Below are 15,976 nucleotides of genomic sequence, written 5' to 3'. Positions count from 1 at the left end.
GGCCGGTGAAAGTGGCTAATCGTTGTTATGGCGACGCAAGGCTCAAGTACAGCAGGATCATGTGCGTTGGAGTGTGCGTTCGAAGGGCGCAGGAACCATATCCATGGACGACATGATCAGATCCGTTTCCGACGCGTGAGCCCCCGTGGCTGGGGGCTGGTCGCGATAAGCACGCCAATGTCGCGGATAGGTAAGTGTCGCCTGCGCGGCTTAAGCAGAATCGCAGCCATCAGGCCGCAGTCGGCCGTGGAGACGAGCATGTCCAACAGCTTCCTCAATCCGGTCAGCACCCAGACCTGGGCCAACGGCCGCCACATCGTCCGTTGCGTCAAGGTGATCCAGGAAACCTGGGACGTGCGCACCTTCTGTTTCATGGCCGACCAGCCGATCATGTTCTTCTTCAAGCCCGGGCAGTTCGTCACCCTGGAGCTTGAGATCGATGGCGAGCCGATCATGCGCTCGTACACCATCTCAAGCTCGCCGTCGGTGCCCTACAGTTTCTCGGTGACCATCAAGCGCGTGCCCGGCGGCAAGGTCTCCAACTGGCTGCACGACACATTGCACGAAGGCCAGGAGCTGGCGGTGCACGGCCCGGTCGGGCTGTTCAATGCCATGGATTTCCCCAGCCCCAAGGTGCTGTACCTCAGCGGCGGCGTCGGTATCACCCCGGTGATGTCCATGGCCCGCTGGTTCTATGACACCAACGGCAATGTCGACATGGTTTTCGTTCATAGCGCGCGCTCACCGAAAGACATCATCTATCACCGCGAGCTGGAGCACATGGCCTCGCGGATCGACAACTTCAGCCTTCATATCATTTGCGAGAAGCACGGCTTGGGCGAGCCCTGGGCGGGCTATCGCGGCTACCTGAACCAGAAGCTGATGGAGTTGATCGCCCCGGACTACCTGGAACGGGAGATTTTCTGCTGCGGCCCGACGCCCTACATGAACGCGGTCAAGCGCCTGCTGGAAAGTAGCGGCTACGACATGAGCCGCTACCATGAAGAGTCGTTCGGCGCGACCCCGGCCGAGGTAAAGGCCGATGCCGTGGAACACGCCGAACAAGCCGCCGAAGCTGCTGAGGTGGACGCCGGCGACCTGCACCAGGTCGAATTCACCGCCACCGGCAAGAGCATCCGCGTGGCCCCGGGCGAGACCGTGCACGCGGCGGCGGCCAAGCTCGGGCTGATGATCCCCAAGGCCTGCGGCATGGGCATCTGCGGCACCTGCAAGGTGCTCAAGCTGGGCGGCGAAGTGGAGATGGAACACAACGGCGGGATCACTGATGACGATGTGGCGGAGGGTTATATTTTGTCCTGCTGCAGTGTGCCGAAGGGTGACGTGCGGATTGAGTACTAGTGTTGCAGACACCGCCGTAAAGCTGCGGCTGGCGATCTTCATGGACATGGTTGTGGTCGCTGATCCACTTGTAGTCGGCGTCGCTCAGCTCCAGGTCGGCCAGCAGCAGTTGCGCTTCGGGCAGGCTGCTGGCGCCAGCCAGGGGAAAGCCGTCGGCATCGACAATGGTTGAACCGCCCACCCAGTCGACCCCGCGTTCGCTGCCATGGCGATCACAAACCGCGATGAACATGCGATTCACTGCTGCCCCCGCCTGAACCCGGACGATTTCTGCCGGGCGCTCCTCGGGAGGGCGGGGGAATTCTGGCCAGTTGGCGGGCGCACACAACAGCTGTGCACCACCCAGCGCAGCCAGGCGTACCCACTCCGGGAGCTCCAGGTCATAACAGATCATCAGTGCTATTCGCCCTTTGGCCGTTCGCACAACCGGTGGCGGTTGTTCGCCCGGTGTGAAGATGAGTTTTTTCCCGGTCCCACAGGTGCACCTTGCGATAGCAGGTGATCCAGCCCTGAGGCTCGATCAGCACTACGCTGTTGGCGACTTCGGTTGCCGACAGGCGTTCGCACAGGCCGGCCACCACCATGATCTCGTGTTGCCGGGCGAGGGCGAACCAACCCTTGACCGTGGCGTCGTATAAACCCTCGGCAACGCTCAAGGCTTCGTCGCGGTCTTCAAACACGTAGCCGCTCTGCATAAGCTCCGGCAGCACGACCAGTTCCGCGCCTTCCCGGGCGGCCTCGATGATCGCTGCATTGGAAACTTCGCGGTTATGGATTACATCGGCAACTTTCGGTGCAACTTGGGCGCAAGCAATGCGCAGCGGCAGTGATGATGTGTTCATGTGTGCTCTCCTGAAAATAATGATCAGGCGATATAAAATAGTTAGCGTCAACTGGCATTTTTGCTAGTTCAAGTGCCGTGTTTTTGATTGCCAATCAATATAACTATTGAACACCCCCGGCTCTATGCTGTGAGTTCTTCATCACTGCCTTCGGACGGAGCCTGATATGTCCTCGATCCCTTCACGAATTCTTTCCGCCAAGCGTGTTCTGGATAATCAGGTTCGGGCGCTGATTCCAGACTTTCCTTTCGACTATGGGCAGTACCTGGCTGACAAGGGGCCGGCGCCGCTTGGCCGAATCCAGCCACAGCATCATGGCCAGCAAGTGCTGGTGGTGGGGGCCGGCGTGGCCGGGCTGGTTGCCGCATATGAAGCAATGCGCATGGGCCTGCATCCGGTTTTGGTGGAGGCCAGCGGGCGCATAGGCGGGCGCCTGTATTCGACTGCGGTCAACGATAGCGTGCCGTTTGAGCGCGGTGCCATGCGCTTTCCGTTGTCGGGCCAGGCGCTGATGCACTACTTCAGCAAAGTGCGCATGCTGGATAACACTGAAGACTTCCCCAATCCCGGAAGTGCCGCCGCCGTTAGTACCGTCGTTGATTATGCCGACGAAAAATATTACTACGAAGTCGGCAATGACAACTTTCCCCGGCCGCCGGCGTTCGAGAATATTGAAATCAAGTTTTTCGATGAGTTTCTCGAGCAGGCGCCTATCCATTTCAAGGAAATGGAACACGCCATGTCTGCCGGGACAATAGACCAGGCGAAAATCAAACTGTTGTGGAATGCAATTTTGCGCGAAGGCTGGGACAACCTCAGCTTTCATGCCGCGATGGTCGAGCAGGCGCGTTGGCCTGCCGACGAGATTAACCTGTTCGGCCAGATCGGTTTTGGTACGGGTGGCTGGAACACCGACTTTCCCAATTGCTTTCTGGAAGTACTGCGGGTGCTGTATACCGGGCTGGACATCAACCACCTGTTGATGCGCGACGGTGCCGACCAGTTGCCCCTACGGCTTTGGCAGCAACCTGCAGCGGCCTTTGGTGATGACAGCGTGTTCTGGCCGCAGAACATGACCCTGGAAGAACTGGCGAGCGCGTTTCCGGGCGACCCGCTGCGCCAGGAAGTTCGGCAGATCAAGCGCCTGACAGCGGGCGAAGGTGGCGGTTTCGAAGTGCTCTGCCATGACCTGCAGAGCGGACGCGACCAACGCCTGCGCTACGCCAGTGTGGTCTACACCCCGCATGTGCGGATACTCGACAAGTTCCGCTACATGAACGGCGCCGAAGGCCTTGAGGCCAGCCGTTCGCTGCTGACGCAGCAGCAATGGGAAGCAGTGATGTATACCCACTACATGCAGTCGGCCAAGGTATTTGCCGCTACTCGCGAGCCGTTCTGGACCCAGCGCGGGCCGGACGGCAAGCAACTGATGAGTATTACCCTGTCTGACCGCCTGACCCGTGGCACCTACCTGGTGGACTACAGCCGAAACCCGGGAGCCTACAAAGGTAGTGGGGTTTTCTTGTCATATACCTGGAACGACGACAGCCTGAAGTTTCTCGGTGACCGTCAGGGCGACCTGCCGCAGCATGGTGAGTTGTGCACCGCCTTGCTCGATCAGGTTTATCCCGGCCTGGACCTGGCTTCGCATTTCCCTGCGGCAGACCCCTTTGTCGAGATCAACTGGGAGAACGAGCCTTTCTATCTTGGGGCTTTCAAGATGAACCTGCCGGGCCAGTACGAGTACCAGCGGCTGTTGTTCAGCCAGTTCAAGGAGGGCAGTGACGGTAGCGCGGTGGATGGCTTCATCCTGGCCGGCGACGATGTGTCCTGGACCGGCGGTTGGGCTGAAGGGGCGGTGACCACGGCACTTAATGCCGTGGACAAACTGGCCACGCGCTACAACAACGGCTTCAGCCCCGAGGGCGGTCCCATTGCGCAGTGGGACCCCCTCAAGCCGGCTGCGCTGGCCGATCTGCAGGTCAAACGCTAAAGCGCGACACCAGCCCGCTCAGGTCCACCGCCAGGCGCGACAGCTCGGCACTGGCGGCGCTGGTCTGGTGGGCGCCGGTGGCCGACTGCACCGAAAGATCGTTGATGTTGACCAGGTTGCGGTCGACTTCGCGGGCAACCTGGGCCTGCTCTTCGGCGGCGCTGGCGATCACCAGGTTGCGTTCGTTGATCTCGGCCACCGCGCCGGTGATGGTTTCCAGCGCCAGGCCGGCGCCACGGGCGATGTTCAGGGTCGACTCGGCGCGTTCGGTGCTGTTGCGCATGGAGTTGACCGCCTGCTCGGTGCCGCCCTGGATACTGCCGATCATCCGTTCGATTTCGCTGGTCGACTGCTGGGTGCGGTGGGCCAGGGCGCGCACTTCATCAGCCACTACGGCAAAGCCGCGGCCGGCTTCCCCGGCACGCGCCGCTTCGATGGCGGCGTTGAGTGCCAGCAGGTTGGTCTGGTCGGCCAGGCCGCGAATCACATCGAGCACCTTGCCAATATCACGCGACTCTTCCGCCAGGTTGCCGATCAGTTCGGCAGTGCCTTGCACGTCGGTGCTCATGCGCTCGATGGCGCTGACGGTTTCCATGACCAGGTCACGGCCGTCACCGGCCGAACGGGTGGCTTCCTTGGAGGCTTCCGAGGTGCTCACGGCATTGCGCGCGACTTCTTCGACGGCGCTGGTCATCTCGGTGACGGCGGTGGCGGCCTGTTCGATTTCGTTGTTCTGTTGCTGCAGGCCACGGGCGCTTTCGTCGGTGACGCTGTTGAGCTCTTCGGCCGCCGATGCCAGCTGGGTGGCCGAGCCGGAAATCTGCTGCAGGGTGTCGCGCAGCTTGTTCTGCATCTTGGCCATGGCCTTGAGCAGACGCGCTGCTTCGTCCTGGCCTTCGGCGTGGATGCTGCGGGTCAGGTCGCCTTCGGCAATCCGCTCGGCGGCCTGCAGGGCTTCGTCGATCGGCTTGACGATGCTGCGGGTCAGCAGCAGGGCGCAGATCAGGGTCAGGGCGGTGGCGGCCAGCAGCAGGCCGATCACCAGAGTCACGGCATTGGAATATTGTTCGGCGGCGGTGCGGTTGATCTCGCTGGTTTGTTCGGTGTTGATGCTGACCAGTTGATCCATGACGCTGTTGATCTGCTCGGAGCTGTCGAGCATGTCGCGGTTGATCAGGTTGCGCAGGGTGTCCAGGTCATTGTTCTGCGAGGCCAGGCGCATGCGGTTTTCCAGTTGGCGGTACTGGCCCAGCAACTGCACGTACTGGTTGTAGGCCGAGCGTTCCTGGTTGCCGAAGATCAACGGCTCGTAGTTGCGGCGCGCGTCGTCGATCTGCTGGTTGCGCTGGTCGATCAGCTTGAGGGTGGCCTGCAGGGTGTCGGCTTCGCGGTTGAGCAGCAGGCGGTACGACAGGGTGCGCAGGCGCAGGGTCAGCTGGGTCAGTTGGTCGAGGTTGGTCAGGCTTGGCACCGTCGAGGTCTCGATGGTTTCGCCGGCCTGGCGAATCTTGCTCATCTGGTTCAGGGCGAACAGACCCAGGGCCAGCATCAGCGCACCGATCAGAGCAAAGCCCAGAAGCGCGCGCGGGGCGATATTCATGTTGCGTAGGGACATGGTGGTATCCAGGAGGGAAAAGGGCACGCGAACCGTGCGCAGGAGTCAGGACTGCCATGCCTATCGGTCGGCGGGGTAAAGACTTGAGCGGGCGAAGATGAAATTGTGAGGCAGCTATCTTTTTTCCTGACCGGTGGTAGGCAAAACGGGGAACCGGACCCGGATCGGCGGGTCAATCTGCACCAGGCCGAAGCGTCTAAACCCGATATCCCTGGCTAGCACGCGGACTTTTCTTTATCGTGTGCGCCCCCTGAAACACCCCGAGAAGGCAATCATGTTGGAAACTTCCCTTAGTCAACTGGAGCAACTGGTCAGCGACCTGGTGCAGAAGAATCAGGAACTGACCGAGCGCAACGCGCAAATCAGTGCCGAACTGGCCCAGGCCAAAGATGAAAACGACAGCCTGCAACTGAGCCTGCTGGAGCAGGAAGAAAAGCAGGGCGCTACCGCCGCACGCATCCAGGCCCTGGTTGAGCGTGCCAGCGTTGGTGCCGTGAACGCATGAAAACCTCAGCGCAGCCGATCAATGTCGTGTCGATCCTCGGCAGCGATTATTCGATCAAGGCCCCCGAAGGCCAGGAGCAGGCGCTGGCGCAAGCGGTGCAGATGCTCAATGCCTCATTGGCCGATACCAAGCGTAAATACCCGACTCTGATCGGTGACAAGCTGCTGGTACTGGCAGCCCTCAACCTGTGCTCGCAGCAGATCGAACTGCAACAGCAGCACCAGCAGGCCCTCGACCGTTACCAAGAGCAAGTCAACGCCACGGTCGATGTGATTGCGCGGACCATCAGCAACAGCTGATCGCCTCCAAAGCCCCAAGCTAAACCTTTTTGCCAGCTCACCGCCTTCGGGAGGGTGGGCCGGCATTGCTGTGGATCACTGTCATTATTGTATTTCCTGTTGTATACAATTGGCCTATCTCTTGCACTACAGGGCTTATTTACCCAGGGGAAATACATGCAGTTCTGGCGGCGCAGTATCCAGTGGCAATTGATCGCAAGCATGGGCGCAGCGCTGTTGCTGAGCATTCTGGTGGTGGTCGGCATCTACAGCGTTGCGGTCAATCGGCTGACCGAGCGTTACCTGGTCGACACTGCCTTGCCGGCGAGCATTGAGGCGATTCGTAACGACATCGAGCGCATGCTTGGCCGGCCGCTGACGGCGGCGGCCGACATCGCCAACAACACCCTGCTGCGCGACTGGCTGGCGGCGGGTGAAGACAGTGCCCAGGCGCCGCAATTCATCGAGTACCTCGAAGCCCTGCGCAAGCACAACCAGGCCTTTACCGCGCTGTTTGCCGCGACCGCGAGCAACCACTACTACAACGAGAAAGGCCTGGACCGCACCCTGAGCCGCAGCAACCCGGCGGACAAATGGTTCTTCGGCTTCATCGACAGCGGCAACCCGCGCCTGCTGAACATCGATACCGATGGCAGCACCGGCGAACTGGCGCTGTTCATCGATTATCGGGTGGAAAAAGCCGGGCAACTGGTGGGCATCGCCGGGCTTGGCCTGCGCATGACCGAACTGTCCGAGCTGATTCACAACTTCAGTTTTGGCGAGCACGGGCGAGTCATGCTGGTGCGCGGCGACGGTTTGATCCAGGTGCATCCGCAGGCGCAGTTCAGCGGCAAGCGGCAGTTGGCCGAACAGATTGGTGGCGAGGCTGCCAAAGTTGTTTTGAGCCGTGAGCAGGGCCTGCACAGCAGCCGCTTCGAGCGCGATGGCGAGGGCTACCTGGCCCTCAGCCTGCCGCTGCGTGACCTCAACTGGACGCTGGTCGCCGAAGTGCCAGAAGCGCAGATCTACGCCCAGGTACGCGAGACCGTCTGGCTGACCAGCCTGATTGGCGGCGCAGTGGCGTTGGTGTCGCTGTTGCTGGTGGTGCTGCTGGCGCGCGGTATCGTCCGGCCGATCCGCCGCGTGACCGGGGCCCTGATGGCTATCGGCAATGGTGGCGGCGACCTGACCCAGCGCCTGGACGAGAACCGTGCAGACGAACTCGGCGACCTGGCCCGTGGCTTCAACCGCTTTCTGGACAGCCAGCGTGACCTGATCGGCGAGGTGCTGAGCACCAGCGAGCGCCTGCGGACGTCGGTGGCGCAAGTGACGCAAGTGGTGGACAACACCGCCGAGCGTTCCGGCCGCCAACAGGAAATGACCGAGATGGTCGCCACCGCCGTCCATGAGATGGGCCTGACCGTGCAGGACATTGCCCAGAATGCCGGCAATGCCGCGCACGCCTCGCAAACCGCGCGCAGCGAAGCGCTACAGGCCCGCGACGTAGTGCGCCGCTCGATTGCCCATATCGAGGGCATGTCCGAGGAGATTGGCCAGGCGGCCAGTGCAGTGGGGGAGCTGGCTACGGAGGTGGCGTCGATCGACGAAGTGCTGGCGGTGATCCGCAGCATCTCCGAGCAGACCAACCTGCTGGCGCTCAACGCTGCCATCGAAGCGGCGCGGGCCGGTGAGATGGGCCGCGGCTTTGCCGTGGTCGCCGATGAGGTGCGAACCCTAGCGCGGCGCACTCAGGTGTCCACCGATGAAGTGCAGCAAATGATTCTGCGCCTCAAGCAGGGTGCCGGCAGTGCGGTGGCGTCGATGCAGGCCGGGCAGGCGGCAACCGGCACGGGCGTGGAGTCGAGCCAGCAGACCGGTGCTTCGCTGGGGACCATCACCGAGCAGGTCGAGCACATCAGTGACATGAACCATCAGGTGGCGACAGCGACTGAAGAGCAGTCGGCGGTGACCGAGGAGATCAACCGCACGGTGCAGGGGATTTCCGACCTGGCGCGGGAAACGGCGGTGGATGTGCAGGGTTGCCGGGAGGAGTGCCAGGCGCTGCGCGGGCTGGCCGATGACCTGGCGCGGCAGATGGGTGGGTTTCGCCTTTGAAATTATCGCGGGGCAAGCCCGCTCCCACCGGATTTCATTGATCTTCGGTGGGAGCGGGCTTGCCCCGCGATAAGGCCCTCAAGCCCCCATCACCGCCCGGATATCCGCCGCCAGCTCACGTACCCGCGCCTCTTCGGTATCCCACGAGCACATGAAGCGTGCGCCGCCGCTGCCGATGAAGGTGTAAAAGCGCCAGCCCTTGTTGCGCAAGGCTTCCAGCGCCGGCTCCGACATTTGCAGGAACACCCCGTTGGCTTCCACCGGGAACATCAGCTCAACGCCCGGCACATCGCGAACCAGTTCGCTGAGTAACTGCGCGCAGTGGTTGGCATGCACAGCGTGGCGCTGCCAGGCGCCGTCTTCCAGCAAACCGACCCAGGGTGCCGACAAAAAGCGCATCTTCGACGCCAGTTGCCCGGCCTGTTTGCAGCGGTAATCGAAGTCTTCGGCCAGCTCGCGGTTGAAGAACAGGATCGCTTCACCCACCGCCATGCCGTTCTTGGTGCCGCCAAAGCACAGCACATCGACACCGGCCTTCCAGGTTAGCTCCGCCGGGCTGCAGCCAAGGAACGCGCAGGCGTTGCTGAAGCGGGCGCCGTCCATGTGCAGGTTCAGGCCCAGCTCCTTGCAGGTGGCGCTGATGGCCTTGAGCTCGTCCGGGCGGTAAACGCTGCCGACCTCGGTGGCCTGGGTGATGGTCACCACCCGTGGCTTGGGGTAGTGGATGTCCTGGCGCTTGAGCGCCACTTCGCGGATCGACTCGGGGGTCAGCTTGCCGGCTTCGCTGCGCGCGGTGAGCAGCTTGGAGCCGTTGGAGAAGAACTCCGGGGCGCCGCATTCGTCGGTCTCGACGTGGGCGGTCTCCGAGCAGATCACGCTGTGATAGCTCTGGCACAGCGACGACAGCGCCAGCGAGTTGGCGGCGGTGCCGTTGAAGGCGAAGAACACTTCGCAGTCGGTTTCGAACAATTTGCGGAAGTATTCCGAGGCACGTGCCGTCCATTGGTCGTCGCCGTAGGCGCGCTCGTGGCCCTGGTTGGCCTTTTCCATGGCGGCCCAGGCTTCCGGGCAGATACCTGAGTAGTTGTCGCTGGCGAATTGCTGGCTTTTATCTGGCATGACACTGTCCTGTGAACGACGCAGACGAGCACTCTAAACCAAGAATTGCGGCGTCGCCTATACAAAGCATTGCCCCCGTGGAAGCGGGCTTGCCCCGCGATGAGGCTACATGTCGTAAACGCACCTTTGCGTGGCGTCCGTAGGCATCTGGGCTGTCTGCGTCGGTCATACCATCGCTGCAAAAGGGCAATTGCCCGACAAGAACCATGCCGCTGCCGGGAGAGACTGCGATGTTCAGCAAGCAAGACCAGATCCAGGGTTATGACGATGCACTGCTGGCGGCGATCAATGCCGAAGAACAACGCCAGGAAGATCACATCGAGCTGATCGCCTCGGAAAACTACACCAGCAAGCGTGTCATGCAGGCCCAGGGCAGCGGCCTGACCAACAAATACGCCGAAGGCTACCCGGGCAAGCGCTATTACGGCGGTTGCGAGCATGTGGATAAAGTCGAGCAACTGGCCATCGACCGCGCCAAGCAGCTGTTCGGCGCCGATTACGCCAACGTCCAGCCGCACTCCGGCTCCTCGGCCAACAGCGCCGTATACCTGGCCCTGCTGCAGGCCGGCGATACCATCCTGGGCATGAGCCTGGCCCACGGCGGTCACCTGACCCACGGTGCCAAGGTGTCGTCCTCGGGCAAGCTGTACAACGCCGTGCAGTACGGCATCGACACCAACACCGGGCTGATCGACTACGACGAAGTCGAACGCCTGGCGCTGGAGAACAAGCCGAAGATGATCGTCGCCGGGTTCTCGGCCTACTCAAAAACCCTCGATTTCCCACGCTTTCGTCAGATCGCCGACAAGGTCGGTGCTTATCTGTTTGTCGACATGGCCCACGTTGCCGGCCTGGTTGCCGCTGGCCTGTACCCGAACCCGCTGCCTTACGCTGACGTGGTCACCACCACCACCCACAAGACCCTGCGCGGCCCGCGTGGCGGCCTGATTTTGGCGCGCAGCAACGAAGAGATTGAGAAGAAGCTCAACGCCGCGGTGTTCCCCGGTGCCCAGGGCGGCCCGCTGATGCACGTGATCGCCGCCAAGGCGGTGTGCTTCAAGGAGGCGCTGGAGCCTGGCTTCAAGACCTATCAACAGCAGGTGATCGACAACGCCCAGGCCATGGCCGAAGTGTTCATCAAGCGCGGTTATGACGTGGTTTCCGGCGGCACCGACAACCACCTGTTCCTGGTCAGCCTGATCCGCCAGGGCCTGACCGGCAAAGAGGCCGACGCCGCCCTGGGCCGCGCGCACATCACCGTCAACAAGAACGCCGTGCCCAACGACCCGCAGTCGCCGTTCGTCACCTCCGGCCTGCGCATCGGCACCCCGGCGGTCACCAGCCGCGGCTTCAAGGTCAGCCAGTGCGTGGAGCTGGCCGGCTGGATCTGCGACATCCTCGATAACCTCGGCGATGCCGACGTCGAGGCCGATGTTGCGAAGAACGTGTCGGCACTCTGTGCAGATTTTCCGGTTTATCGCTGAGTGGTCCAGGAGTAAAGACTATGCAACGTTACTCAGGCTTCGGCCTCTTCAAGCACTCGCTCAGCCACCACGAAAACTGGCAGCGCATGTGGCGCACGCCCACCCCGAAAAAAGTCTACGACGTGGTCATCGTCGGTGGTGGCGGGCATGGCCTGGCCACCGCCTACTACCTGGCCAAGGAACACGGCATCACCAACGTGGCAGTGGTCGAGAAAGGCTGGCTGGGTGGCGGCAACACCGCGCGCAACACCACCATCGTCCGCTCCAACTACCTGTGGGACGAGTCGGCGCACCTGTATGAACACGCGATGAAGCTCTGGGAAGGGCTGTCGCAAGACATCAACTACAACGTGATGTTCTCCCAGCGCGGTGTTTACAACCTCTGCCATACCTTGCAGGACATGCGTGACTCCGAGCGTCGGGTCAGTGCCAACCGCCTCAATGGCGTCGACGGCGAGCTGCTCAACGCCCAACAAGTTGCTGAAGAAATCCCCTACCTGGACTGCTCGAAGAACACCCGCTACCCGATTATCGGCGCCACCGTGCAGCGCCGCGGTGGTGTTGCCCGTCACGACGCCGTGGCCTGGGGCTTTGCCCGCGCCGCCGACGCCCTGGGCGTCGACCTGATCCAGCAAACCGAAGTGATCGGCTTTCGCAAGGAAAACGGCGTGGTCATCGGCGTCGAGACCAACAAAGGCTTTATCGGCGCCAAGCGCGTCGGCGTGGTCACCGCCGGTAACTCCGGGCACATGGCCAAGCTCGCAGGTTTCCGCCTGCCGATCGAATCGCATCCGCTGCAAGCACTGGTGTCCGAGCCGCTCAAGCCGATCATCGACAGCGTGATCATGTCCAACGCCGTGCACGGCTACATCAGCCAGTCGGACAAGGGCGACCTGGTCATCGGCGCCGGCATCGACGGCTGGGTCGGTTACGGCCAGCGCGGTTCGTACCCGGTGATCGAGCACACCCTGCAGGCCATCGTCGAAATGTTCCCGATCCTCTCGCGGGTGCGCATGAACCGCCAGTGGGGCGGCATCGTCGATACCACCCCGGACGCCTGCCCGATCATCTCCAAGACCCCGGTGAAGAACATGTTCTTCAACTGCGGCTGGGGCACCGGCGGCTTCAAGGCCACCCCGGGCTCGGGCAACGTCTTTGCCGCAAGCCTGGCCAAGGGCGAAATGCACCCGCTGGCCAAACCCTTTTCCATCGACCGTTTCCACAACGGTGCACTGATCGACGAACACGGCGCCGCCGCTGTCGCCCACTAACAGGAGAAATCCCCATGTTGCATATCTTCTGTCCCCACTGCGGCGAGCTGCGCTCCGAAGAGGAGTTCCACGCCGCAGGCCAGGCGCACATTCCCCGGCCGCTGGACCCCAACGCCTGCTCCGACGAGGAGTGGGGCGACTACATGTTCTTTCGCGACAACCCCCGTGGCCTGCACCACGAGCTGTGGATTCACGCCGCTGGTTGCCGCCAGTACTTCAACGCCACGCGTGACACGCTGACCTACGAAATTCTCGAAACCTATCCGATCGGCGCCAAGCCGCAGGTCACCGGCAAGAACACTAGCCCGCAGTTGGCAGTCAGTGGTCAGGGAGAAAAGGTATGAGCCAGGTCTATCGCCTGTCCAACGGCGGTCGTATCGACCGCAGCAAAGTCTTGAACTTCACCTTCAACGGCCAGACCTACCAGGGCTTTGCTGGTGACACCCTGGCCGCTGCACTGCTGGCCAACGGCGTCGACATTGTCGGGCGCAGCTTCAAGTACTCGCGCCCGCGCGGGATCATCGCCGCAGGCAGCGAAGAGCCCAACGCCATCCTGCAGATCGGCGCCACCGAAGCCACCCAGGTGCCCAACGTGCGCGCCACCCAGCAGGCGCTGTACGCCGGCCTTGTGGCCACCAGCACCAACGGCTGGCCGAATGTGAACAACGACGTCATGGGTATTCTTGGCAAGGTCGGCGGCAAGCTGATGCCGCCGGGTTTCTACTACAAGACGTTCATGTACCCGCAGTCGTTCTGGATGACCTACGAGAAGTACATCCGCAAAGCCGCCGGCCTTGGCCGTGCGCCGCTGCAGAACGACCCGGACAGCTACGACTACATGAACCACCACTGCGACGTGCTGGTGGTCGGCGCCGGCCCCGCCGGCCTGGCCGCAGCCCTGGCGGCTGGCCGCAGCGGCGCGCGGGTGATCCTCGCCGATGAACAGGAAGAGTTCGGCGGCAGCCTGCTCGACAGCCGTGAAACCCTCGATGGCAAACCGGCCGCCGACTGGGTCGCGGCGGTGGTCGCTGAACTCAAGCAACTGCCGGAAGTCACCCTGTTGCCACGGGCGACGGTCAACGGCTACCACGACCACAACTTCCTCACCATTCACGAGCGCCTGACTGACCATCTGGGCGATCGCGCGCCGATCGGCCAGGTGCGCCAGCGCATGCACCGGGTACGCGCCAAGCGTGTGGTGCTGGCGACCGGCGCCCACGAGCGGCCTTTGGTGTACGGCAACAACGATGTGCCGGGCAACATGCTCGCCGGTGCGGTCTCGACCTACGTGCGCCGCTATGGCGTGGCGCCGGGGCGCAAGCTGGTGCTGTCGACCAACAATGACCACGCCTACCGTGTAGCCCTGGACTGGCACGACGCCGGCCTGAACGTGGTCGCCGTCGCCGATGCCCGCCACAACCCGCGCGGTTCGCTGGTGGAAGAGGCGCGGGCTAAAGGCATCCGCATCCTCACCTCTAGCGCGGTGATCGAGACGCGCGGCAGCAAGCACGTGACTGCAGCCCGGGTCGCCGCCATCGATGTCAAGGCGCATAAGGTCAGCAGCCCCGGCGAGTGGCTGGATTGCGACCTGGTAGCCACCTCCGGCGGCTACAGCCCGGTGGTGCACCTGGCTTCGCACCTGGGCGGCAAACCGGTCTGGCGTGAAGACATTCTCGGTTTCGTACCCGGTGAAGCACCGCAAAAACGCGTGTGCGTGGGTGGCATCAACGGTGTGTTCGCCCTTGCCGACACCCTCGCCGATGGTTTTGAAGGCGGCGTGCGCGCCGCCACCGAAGCCGGTTTCAAGGCGGTGCTGGGGGTGATCCCGAAAGTCCTGGCACGCCAGGAAGAACCAACCGTGGCGCTGTTCCAGGTGCCCCACGACAAGAACACTGCACGGGCGCCGAAGCAGTTCATCGACCAGCAGAACGACGTCACCGCCGCCGCCATCGAACTGGCTACCCGCGAAGGCTTCGAGTCGGTCGAGCACGTCAAGCGCTACACCGCGCTGGGCTTTGGTACCGATCAGGGCAAGCTGGGCAACATCAACGGCCTGGCGATTGCCGCCCGTTCGATGGGCATCACCATCCCGGAAATGGGCACCACCATGTTCCGCCCCAACTACACGCCGATCACCTTTGGCGCGGTGGCGGGCCGGCACTGCGGCCACCTGTTCGAGCCGGTACGCTTTACCGCCCTGCATGCCTGGCATGTGAAGAACGGCGCCGAGTTCGAAGACGTTGGCCAGTGGAAGCGCCCCTGGTACTTCCCGCGCAACGGCGAGGACATTCATGCCGCCGTGGCTCGCGAGTGCAAGGCGGTGCGTGACAGTGTCGGCCTGCTCGACGCCTCTACCCTGGGCAAGATCGACATCCAGGGCCCGGACGCACGCGAATTCCTCAACCGCATCTACACCAACGCCTGGACCAAGCTCGATGTTGGCAAGGCCCGCTACGGCCTCATGTGCAAAGAAGATGGCATGGTCTTCGACGACGGCGTCACCGCCTGTGTCGGCGACAACCACTTCATCATGACCACCACCACCGGTGGCGCGGCGCGGGTGCTGCAGTGGCTGGAGATCTACCAGCAGACCGAATGGCCGGACCTGAAAGTGTACTTCACCTCGGTCACCGACCACTGGGCGACCCTGACCCTGTCGGGCCCCAACAGCCGCAAGCTGCTCAGCGAAGTCAGCGATATCGACCTGGACAAGGACGCCTTCCCGTTCATGACCTGGAAGGAGGGCCTGGTCGGCGGTGTGCCGGCGCGGGTGTTCCGTATCTCGTTCACCGGCGAGCTGTCGTATGAAGTCAACGTCCAGGCCAACTACGCCATGGGCGTGCTGGAGAAGATCGTCGCTGCCGGCAAGCAATACAACCTGACCCCGTACGGCACCGAAACCATGCACGTACTGCGCGCCGAGAAGGGCTTCATCATTGTCGGCCAGGACACCGACGGCTCGATGACCCCGGACGACCTCAACATGGGCTGGTGTGTTGGCCGCACCAAGCCGTTTTCGTGGATCGGCTGGCGCGGGATGAACCGCGAAGACTGCGTGCGCGAGAACCGCAAGCAGCTGGTCGGGCTCAAGCCGGTCGACCCCAACAAGTGGCTGCCAGAAGGCGCGCAACTGGTGTTCGACCCGAAACAAGCGATCCCGATGGACATGGTCGGTCACGTCACCTCCAGCTACGCCAGCAACTCCCTGGGCTATTCGTTTGCCATGGGTGTGGTCAAGGGCGGGCTCAAACGCATCGGCGAACGGGTCTACTCGCCCCAGGCCGATGGCAGCGTGATCGAGGCCGAGATCTGTTCTTCGGTGTTCTTCGATCCGAAGGGTGAGCGGCAGAACATTTAACGCCGGCGTGATGTAGCTCCCACAGGGATCGCGTTAC

General features: G+C 62.6%; 11 protein-coding genes and 3 pseudogenes. 10 read left to right on the top strand and 4 right to left on the bottom strand.

All coding sequences use genetic code 11. The features are described from left to right. Positions 1-258: 258 nt before the first annotated feature. Positions 259-1,359, top strand: coding sequence for a glycine-betaine demethylase subunit GbcB (gene gbcB, locus LOY34_RS25285; protein ID WP_093378723.1), 1,101 nt, complete (start codon positions 259-261; stop codon positions 1,357-1,359). Between the two features lie 16 nt (positions 1,360-1,375). On the opposite strand, the pseudogene LOY34_RS25280 reads toward gbcB, so the two are convergent. Beyond that, a pseudogene (locus LOY34_RS25280) lies at positions 1,376-2,201 on the bottom strand (nitrilase-related carbon-nitrogen hydrolase); the annotation flags it as partial. A gap of 166 nt (positions 2,202-2,367) precedes the next feature. On the opposite strand from LOY34_RS25280, the gene LOY34_RS25275 reads away from it, so the two are divergent. Further along, a complete protein-coding gene (locus LOY34_RS25275) occupies positions 2,368-4,194 on the top strand; it encodes an NAD(P)/FAD-dependent oxidoreductase (RefSeq protein ID WP_195885196.1) in 1,827 nt (608 codons plus the stop codon). Here the strand turns inward: LOY34_RS25275 and LOY34_RS27645 are convergent. Further along, the gene (locus tag LOY34_RS27645) at positions 4,184-5,047 is read right to left on the bottom strand and encodes a methyl-accepting chemotaxis protein (RefSeq protein ID WP_408980920.1); all 864 of its coding nucleotides are present in this window, start codon (positions 5,045-5,047) and stop codon (positions 4,184-4,186) included. The two genes, LOY34_RS25275 and LOY34_RS27645, sit on opposite strands and share 11 nt — an antisense overlap. Beyond that, positions 5,039-5,794, bottom strand: a pseudogene (locus LOY34_RS27640) (MCP four helix bundle domain-containing protein); the annotation flags it as partial. The gene LOY34_RS27645 and the pseudogene LOY34_RS27640, both read right to left, overlap by 9 nt. Before the next feature lie 289 nt (positions 5,795-6,083). Between LOY34_RS27640 and LOY34_RS25265 the strand changes: the two are divergent. The 4 genes and pseudogenes from LOY34_RS25265 (at position 6,084) to LOY34_RS27630 (ending at position 8,707) form a co-directional block, all read left to right on the top strand. After that, positions 6,084-6,314, top strand: a complete 231-nt coding sequence (locus LOY34_RS25265) for a hypothetical protein (protein ID WP_045202365.1) — start codon at positions 6,084-6,086, stop codon at positions 6,312-6,314. Next, entirely contained in the window at positions 6,311-6,613 is a 303-nt protein-coding gene (locus tag LOY34_RS25260; RefSeq protein WP_038998322.1) for a cell division protein ZapA, read from the top strand. Before LOY34_RS25265 ends, LOY34_RS25260 begins: the two co-directional genes overlap by 4 nt. Before the next feature lie 156 nt (positions 6,614-6,769). Then, a pseudogene (locus LOY34_RS27635) lies at positions 6,770-7,846 on the top strand (cache domain-containing protein); the annotation flags it as partial. 123 nt (positions 7,847-7,969) lie between these two features. Beyond that, on the top strand, positions 7,970-8,707 hold the full coding sequence (locus LOY34_RS27630) for a methyl-accepting chemotaxis protein (RefSeq protein WP_408980610.1): 738 nt from the start codon (positions 7,970-7,972) through the stop codon (positions 8,705-8,707). A gap of 78 nt (positions 8,708-8,785) precedes the next feature. Here the strand turns inward: LOY34_RS27630 and LOY34_RS25250 are convergent, their stop codons facing one another. Further along, positions 8,786-9,826, bottom strand: a complete 1,041-nt coding sequence (locus LOY34_RS25250; protein WP_093378747.1) for a low specificity L-threonine aldolase — start codon at positions 9,824-9,826, stop codon at positions 8,786-8,788. Positions 9,827-10,056: 230 nt separating this feature from the next. On the opposite strand from LOY34_RS25250, the gene glyA reads away from it, so the two are divergent. Genes glyA through LOY34_RS25230 form a run of 4 tightly spaced genes read left to right on the top strand, consistent with a single transcriptional unit; the run spans position 10,057 to position 15,939 of the window. After that, the gene (gene glyA / locus LOY34_RS25245) at positions 10,057-11,310 is read left to right on the top strand and encodes a serine hydroxymethyltransferase (RefSeq protein WP_195885194.1); all 1,254 of its coding nucleotides are present in this window, start codon (positions 10,057-10,059) and stop codon (positions 11,308-11,310) included. A gap of 20 nt (positions 11,311-11,330) precedes the next feature. Continuing rightward, the gene (locus LOY34_RS25240) at positions 11,331-12,581 is read left to right on the top strand and encodes a sarcosine oxidase subunit beta family protein (protein ID WP_038998326.1); all 1,251 of its coding nucleotides are present in this window, start codon (positions 11,331-11,333) and stop codon (positions 12,579-12,581) included. Positions 12,582-12,595: 14 nt separating this feature from the next. After that, positions 12,596-12,925: a sarcosine oxidase subunit delta gene (locus LOY34_RS25235; RefSeq protein WP_045199126.1), complete on the top strand. Its 330-nt coding sequence runs from the start codon at positions 12,596-12,598 to the stop codon at positions 12,923-12,925. After that, complete coding sequence (locus LOY34_RS25230) at positions 12,922-15,939, top strand: sarcosine oxidase subunit alpha (RefSeq protein WP_195885192.1); 3,018 nt, start codon at positions 12,922-12,924, stop codon at positions 15,937-15,939. The genes LOY34_RS25235 and LOY34_RS25230 overlap by 4 nt, the downstream gene beginning before the upstream one ends. The last annotated feature ends 37 nt before the right edge of the window (positions 15,940-15,976 follow it).

Source organism: Pseudomonas sp. B21-009, from assembly GCF_024749345.1.
GTDB lineage: Bacteria > Pseudomonadota > Gammaproteobacteria > Pseudomonadales > Pseudomonadaceae > Aquipseudomonas.
The sequence above is the reverse complement of the archived record's forward strand: the minus strand, read 5'-3'. Positions and strand labels throughout refer to the sequence as shown.

What these genes read in the sequence shown, in the direction of transcription:
- gbcB (WP_093378723.1), top strand. Translation starts at nt 259, where the DNA reads ATGTCCAACAGCTTCCTCAATCCGGTCAGCACCCAGACCTGGGCCAAC.
- LOY34_RS25275 (WP_195885196.1), top strand. Translation starts at nt 2,368, where the DNA reads ATGTCCTCGATCCCTTCACGAATTCTTTCCGCCAAGCGTGTTCTGGAT.
- LOY34_RS27645 (WP_408980920.1), bottom strand. Translation starts at nt 5,047, where the DNA reads ATGCAGAACAAGCTGCGCGACACCCTGCAGCAGATTTCCGGCTCGGCC.
- LOY34_RS25265 (WP_045202365.1), top strand. Translation starts at nt 6,084, where the DNA reads ATGTTGGAAACTTCCCTTAGTCAACTGGAGCAACTGGTCAGCGACCTG.
- LOY34_RS25260 (WP_038998322.1), top strand. Translation starts at nt 6,311, where the DNA reads ATGAAAACCTCAGCGCAGCCGATCAATGTCGTGTCGATCCTCGGCAGC.
- LOY34_RS27630 (WP_408980610.1), top strand. Translation starts at nt 7,970, where the DNA reads ATGACCGAGATGGTCGCCACCGCCGTCCATGAGATGGGCCTGACCGTG.
- LOY34_RS25250 (WP_093378747.1), bottom strand. Translation starts at nt 9,826, where the DNA reads ATGCCAGATAAAAGCCAGCAATTCGCCAGCGACAACTACTCAGGTATC.
- glyA (WP_195885194.1), top strand. Translation starts at nt 10,057, where the DNA reads ATGTTCAGCAAGCAAGACCAGATCCAGGGTTATGACGATGCACTGCTG.
- LOY34_RS25240 (WP_038998326.1), top strand. Translation starts at nt 11,331, where the DNA reads ATGCAACGTTACTCAGGCTTCGGCCTCTTCAAGCACTCGCTCAGCCAC.
- LOY34_RS25235 (WP_045199126.1), top strand. Translation starts at nt 12,596, where the DNA reads ATGTTGCATATCTTCTGTCCCCACTGCGGCGAGCTGCGCTCCGAAGAG.
- LOY34_RS25230 (WP_195885192.1), top strand. Translation starts at nt 12,922, where the DNA reads ATGAGCCAGGTCTATCGCCTGTCCAACGGCGGTCGTATCGACCGCAGC.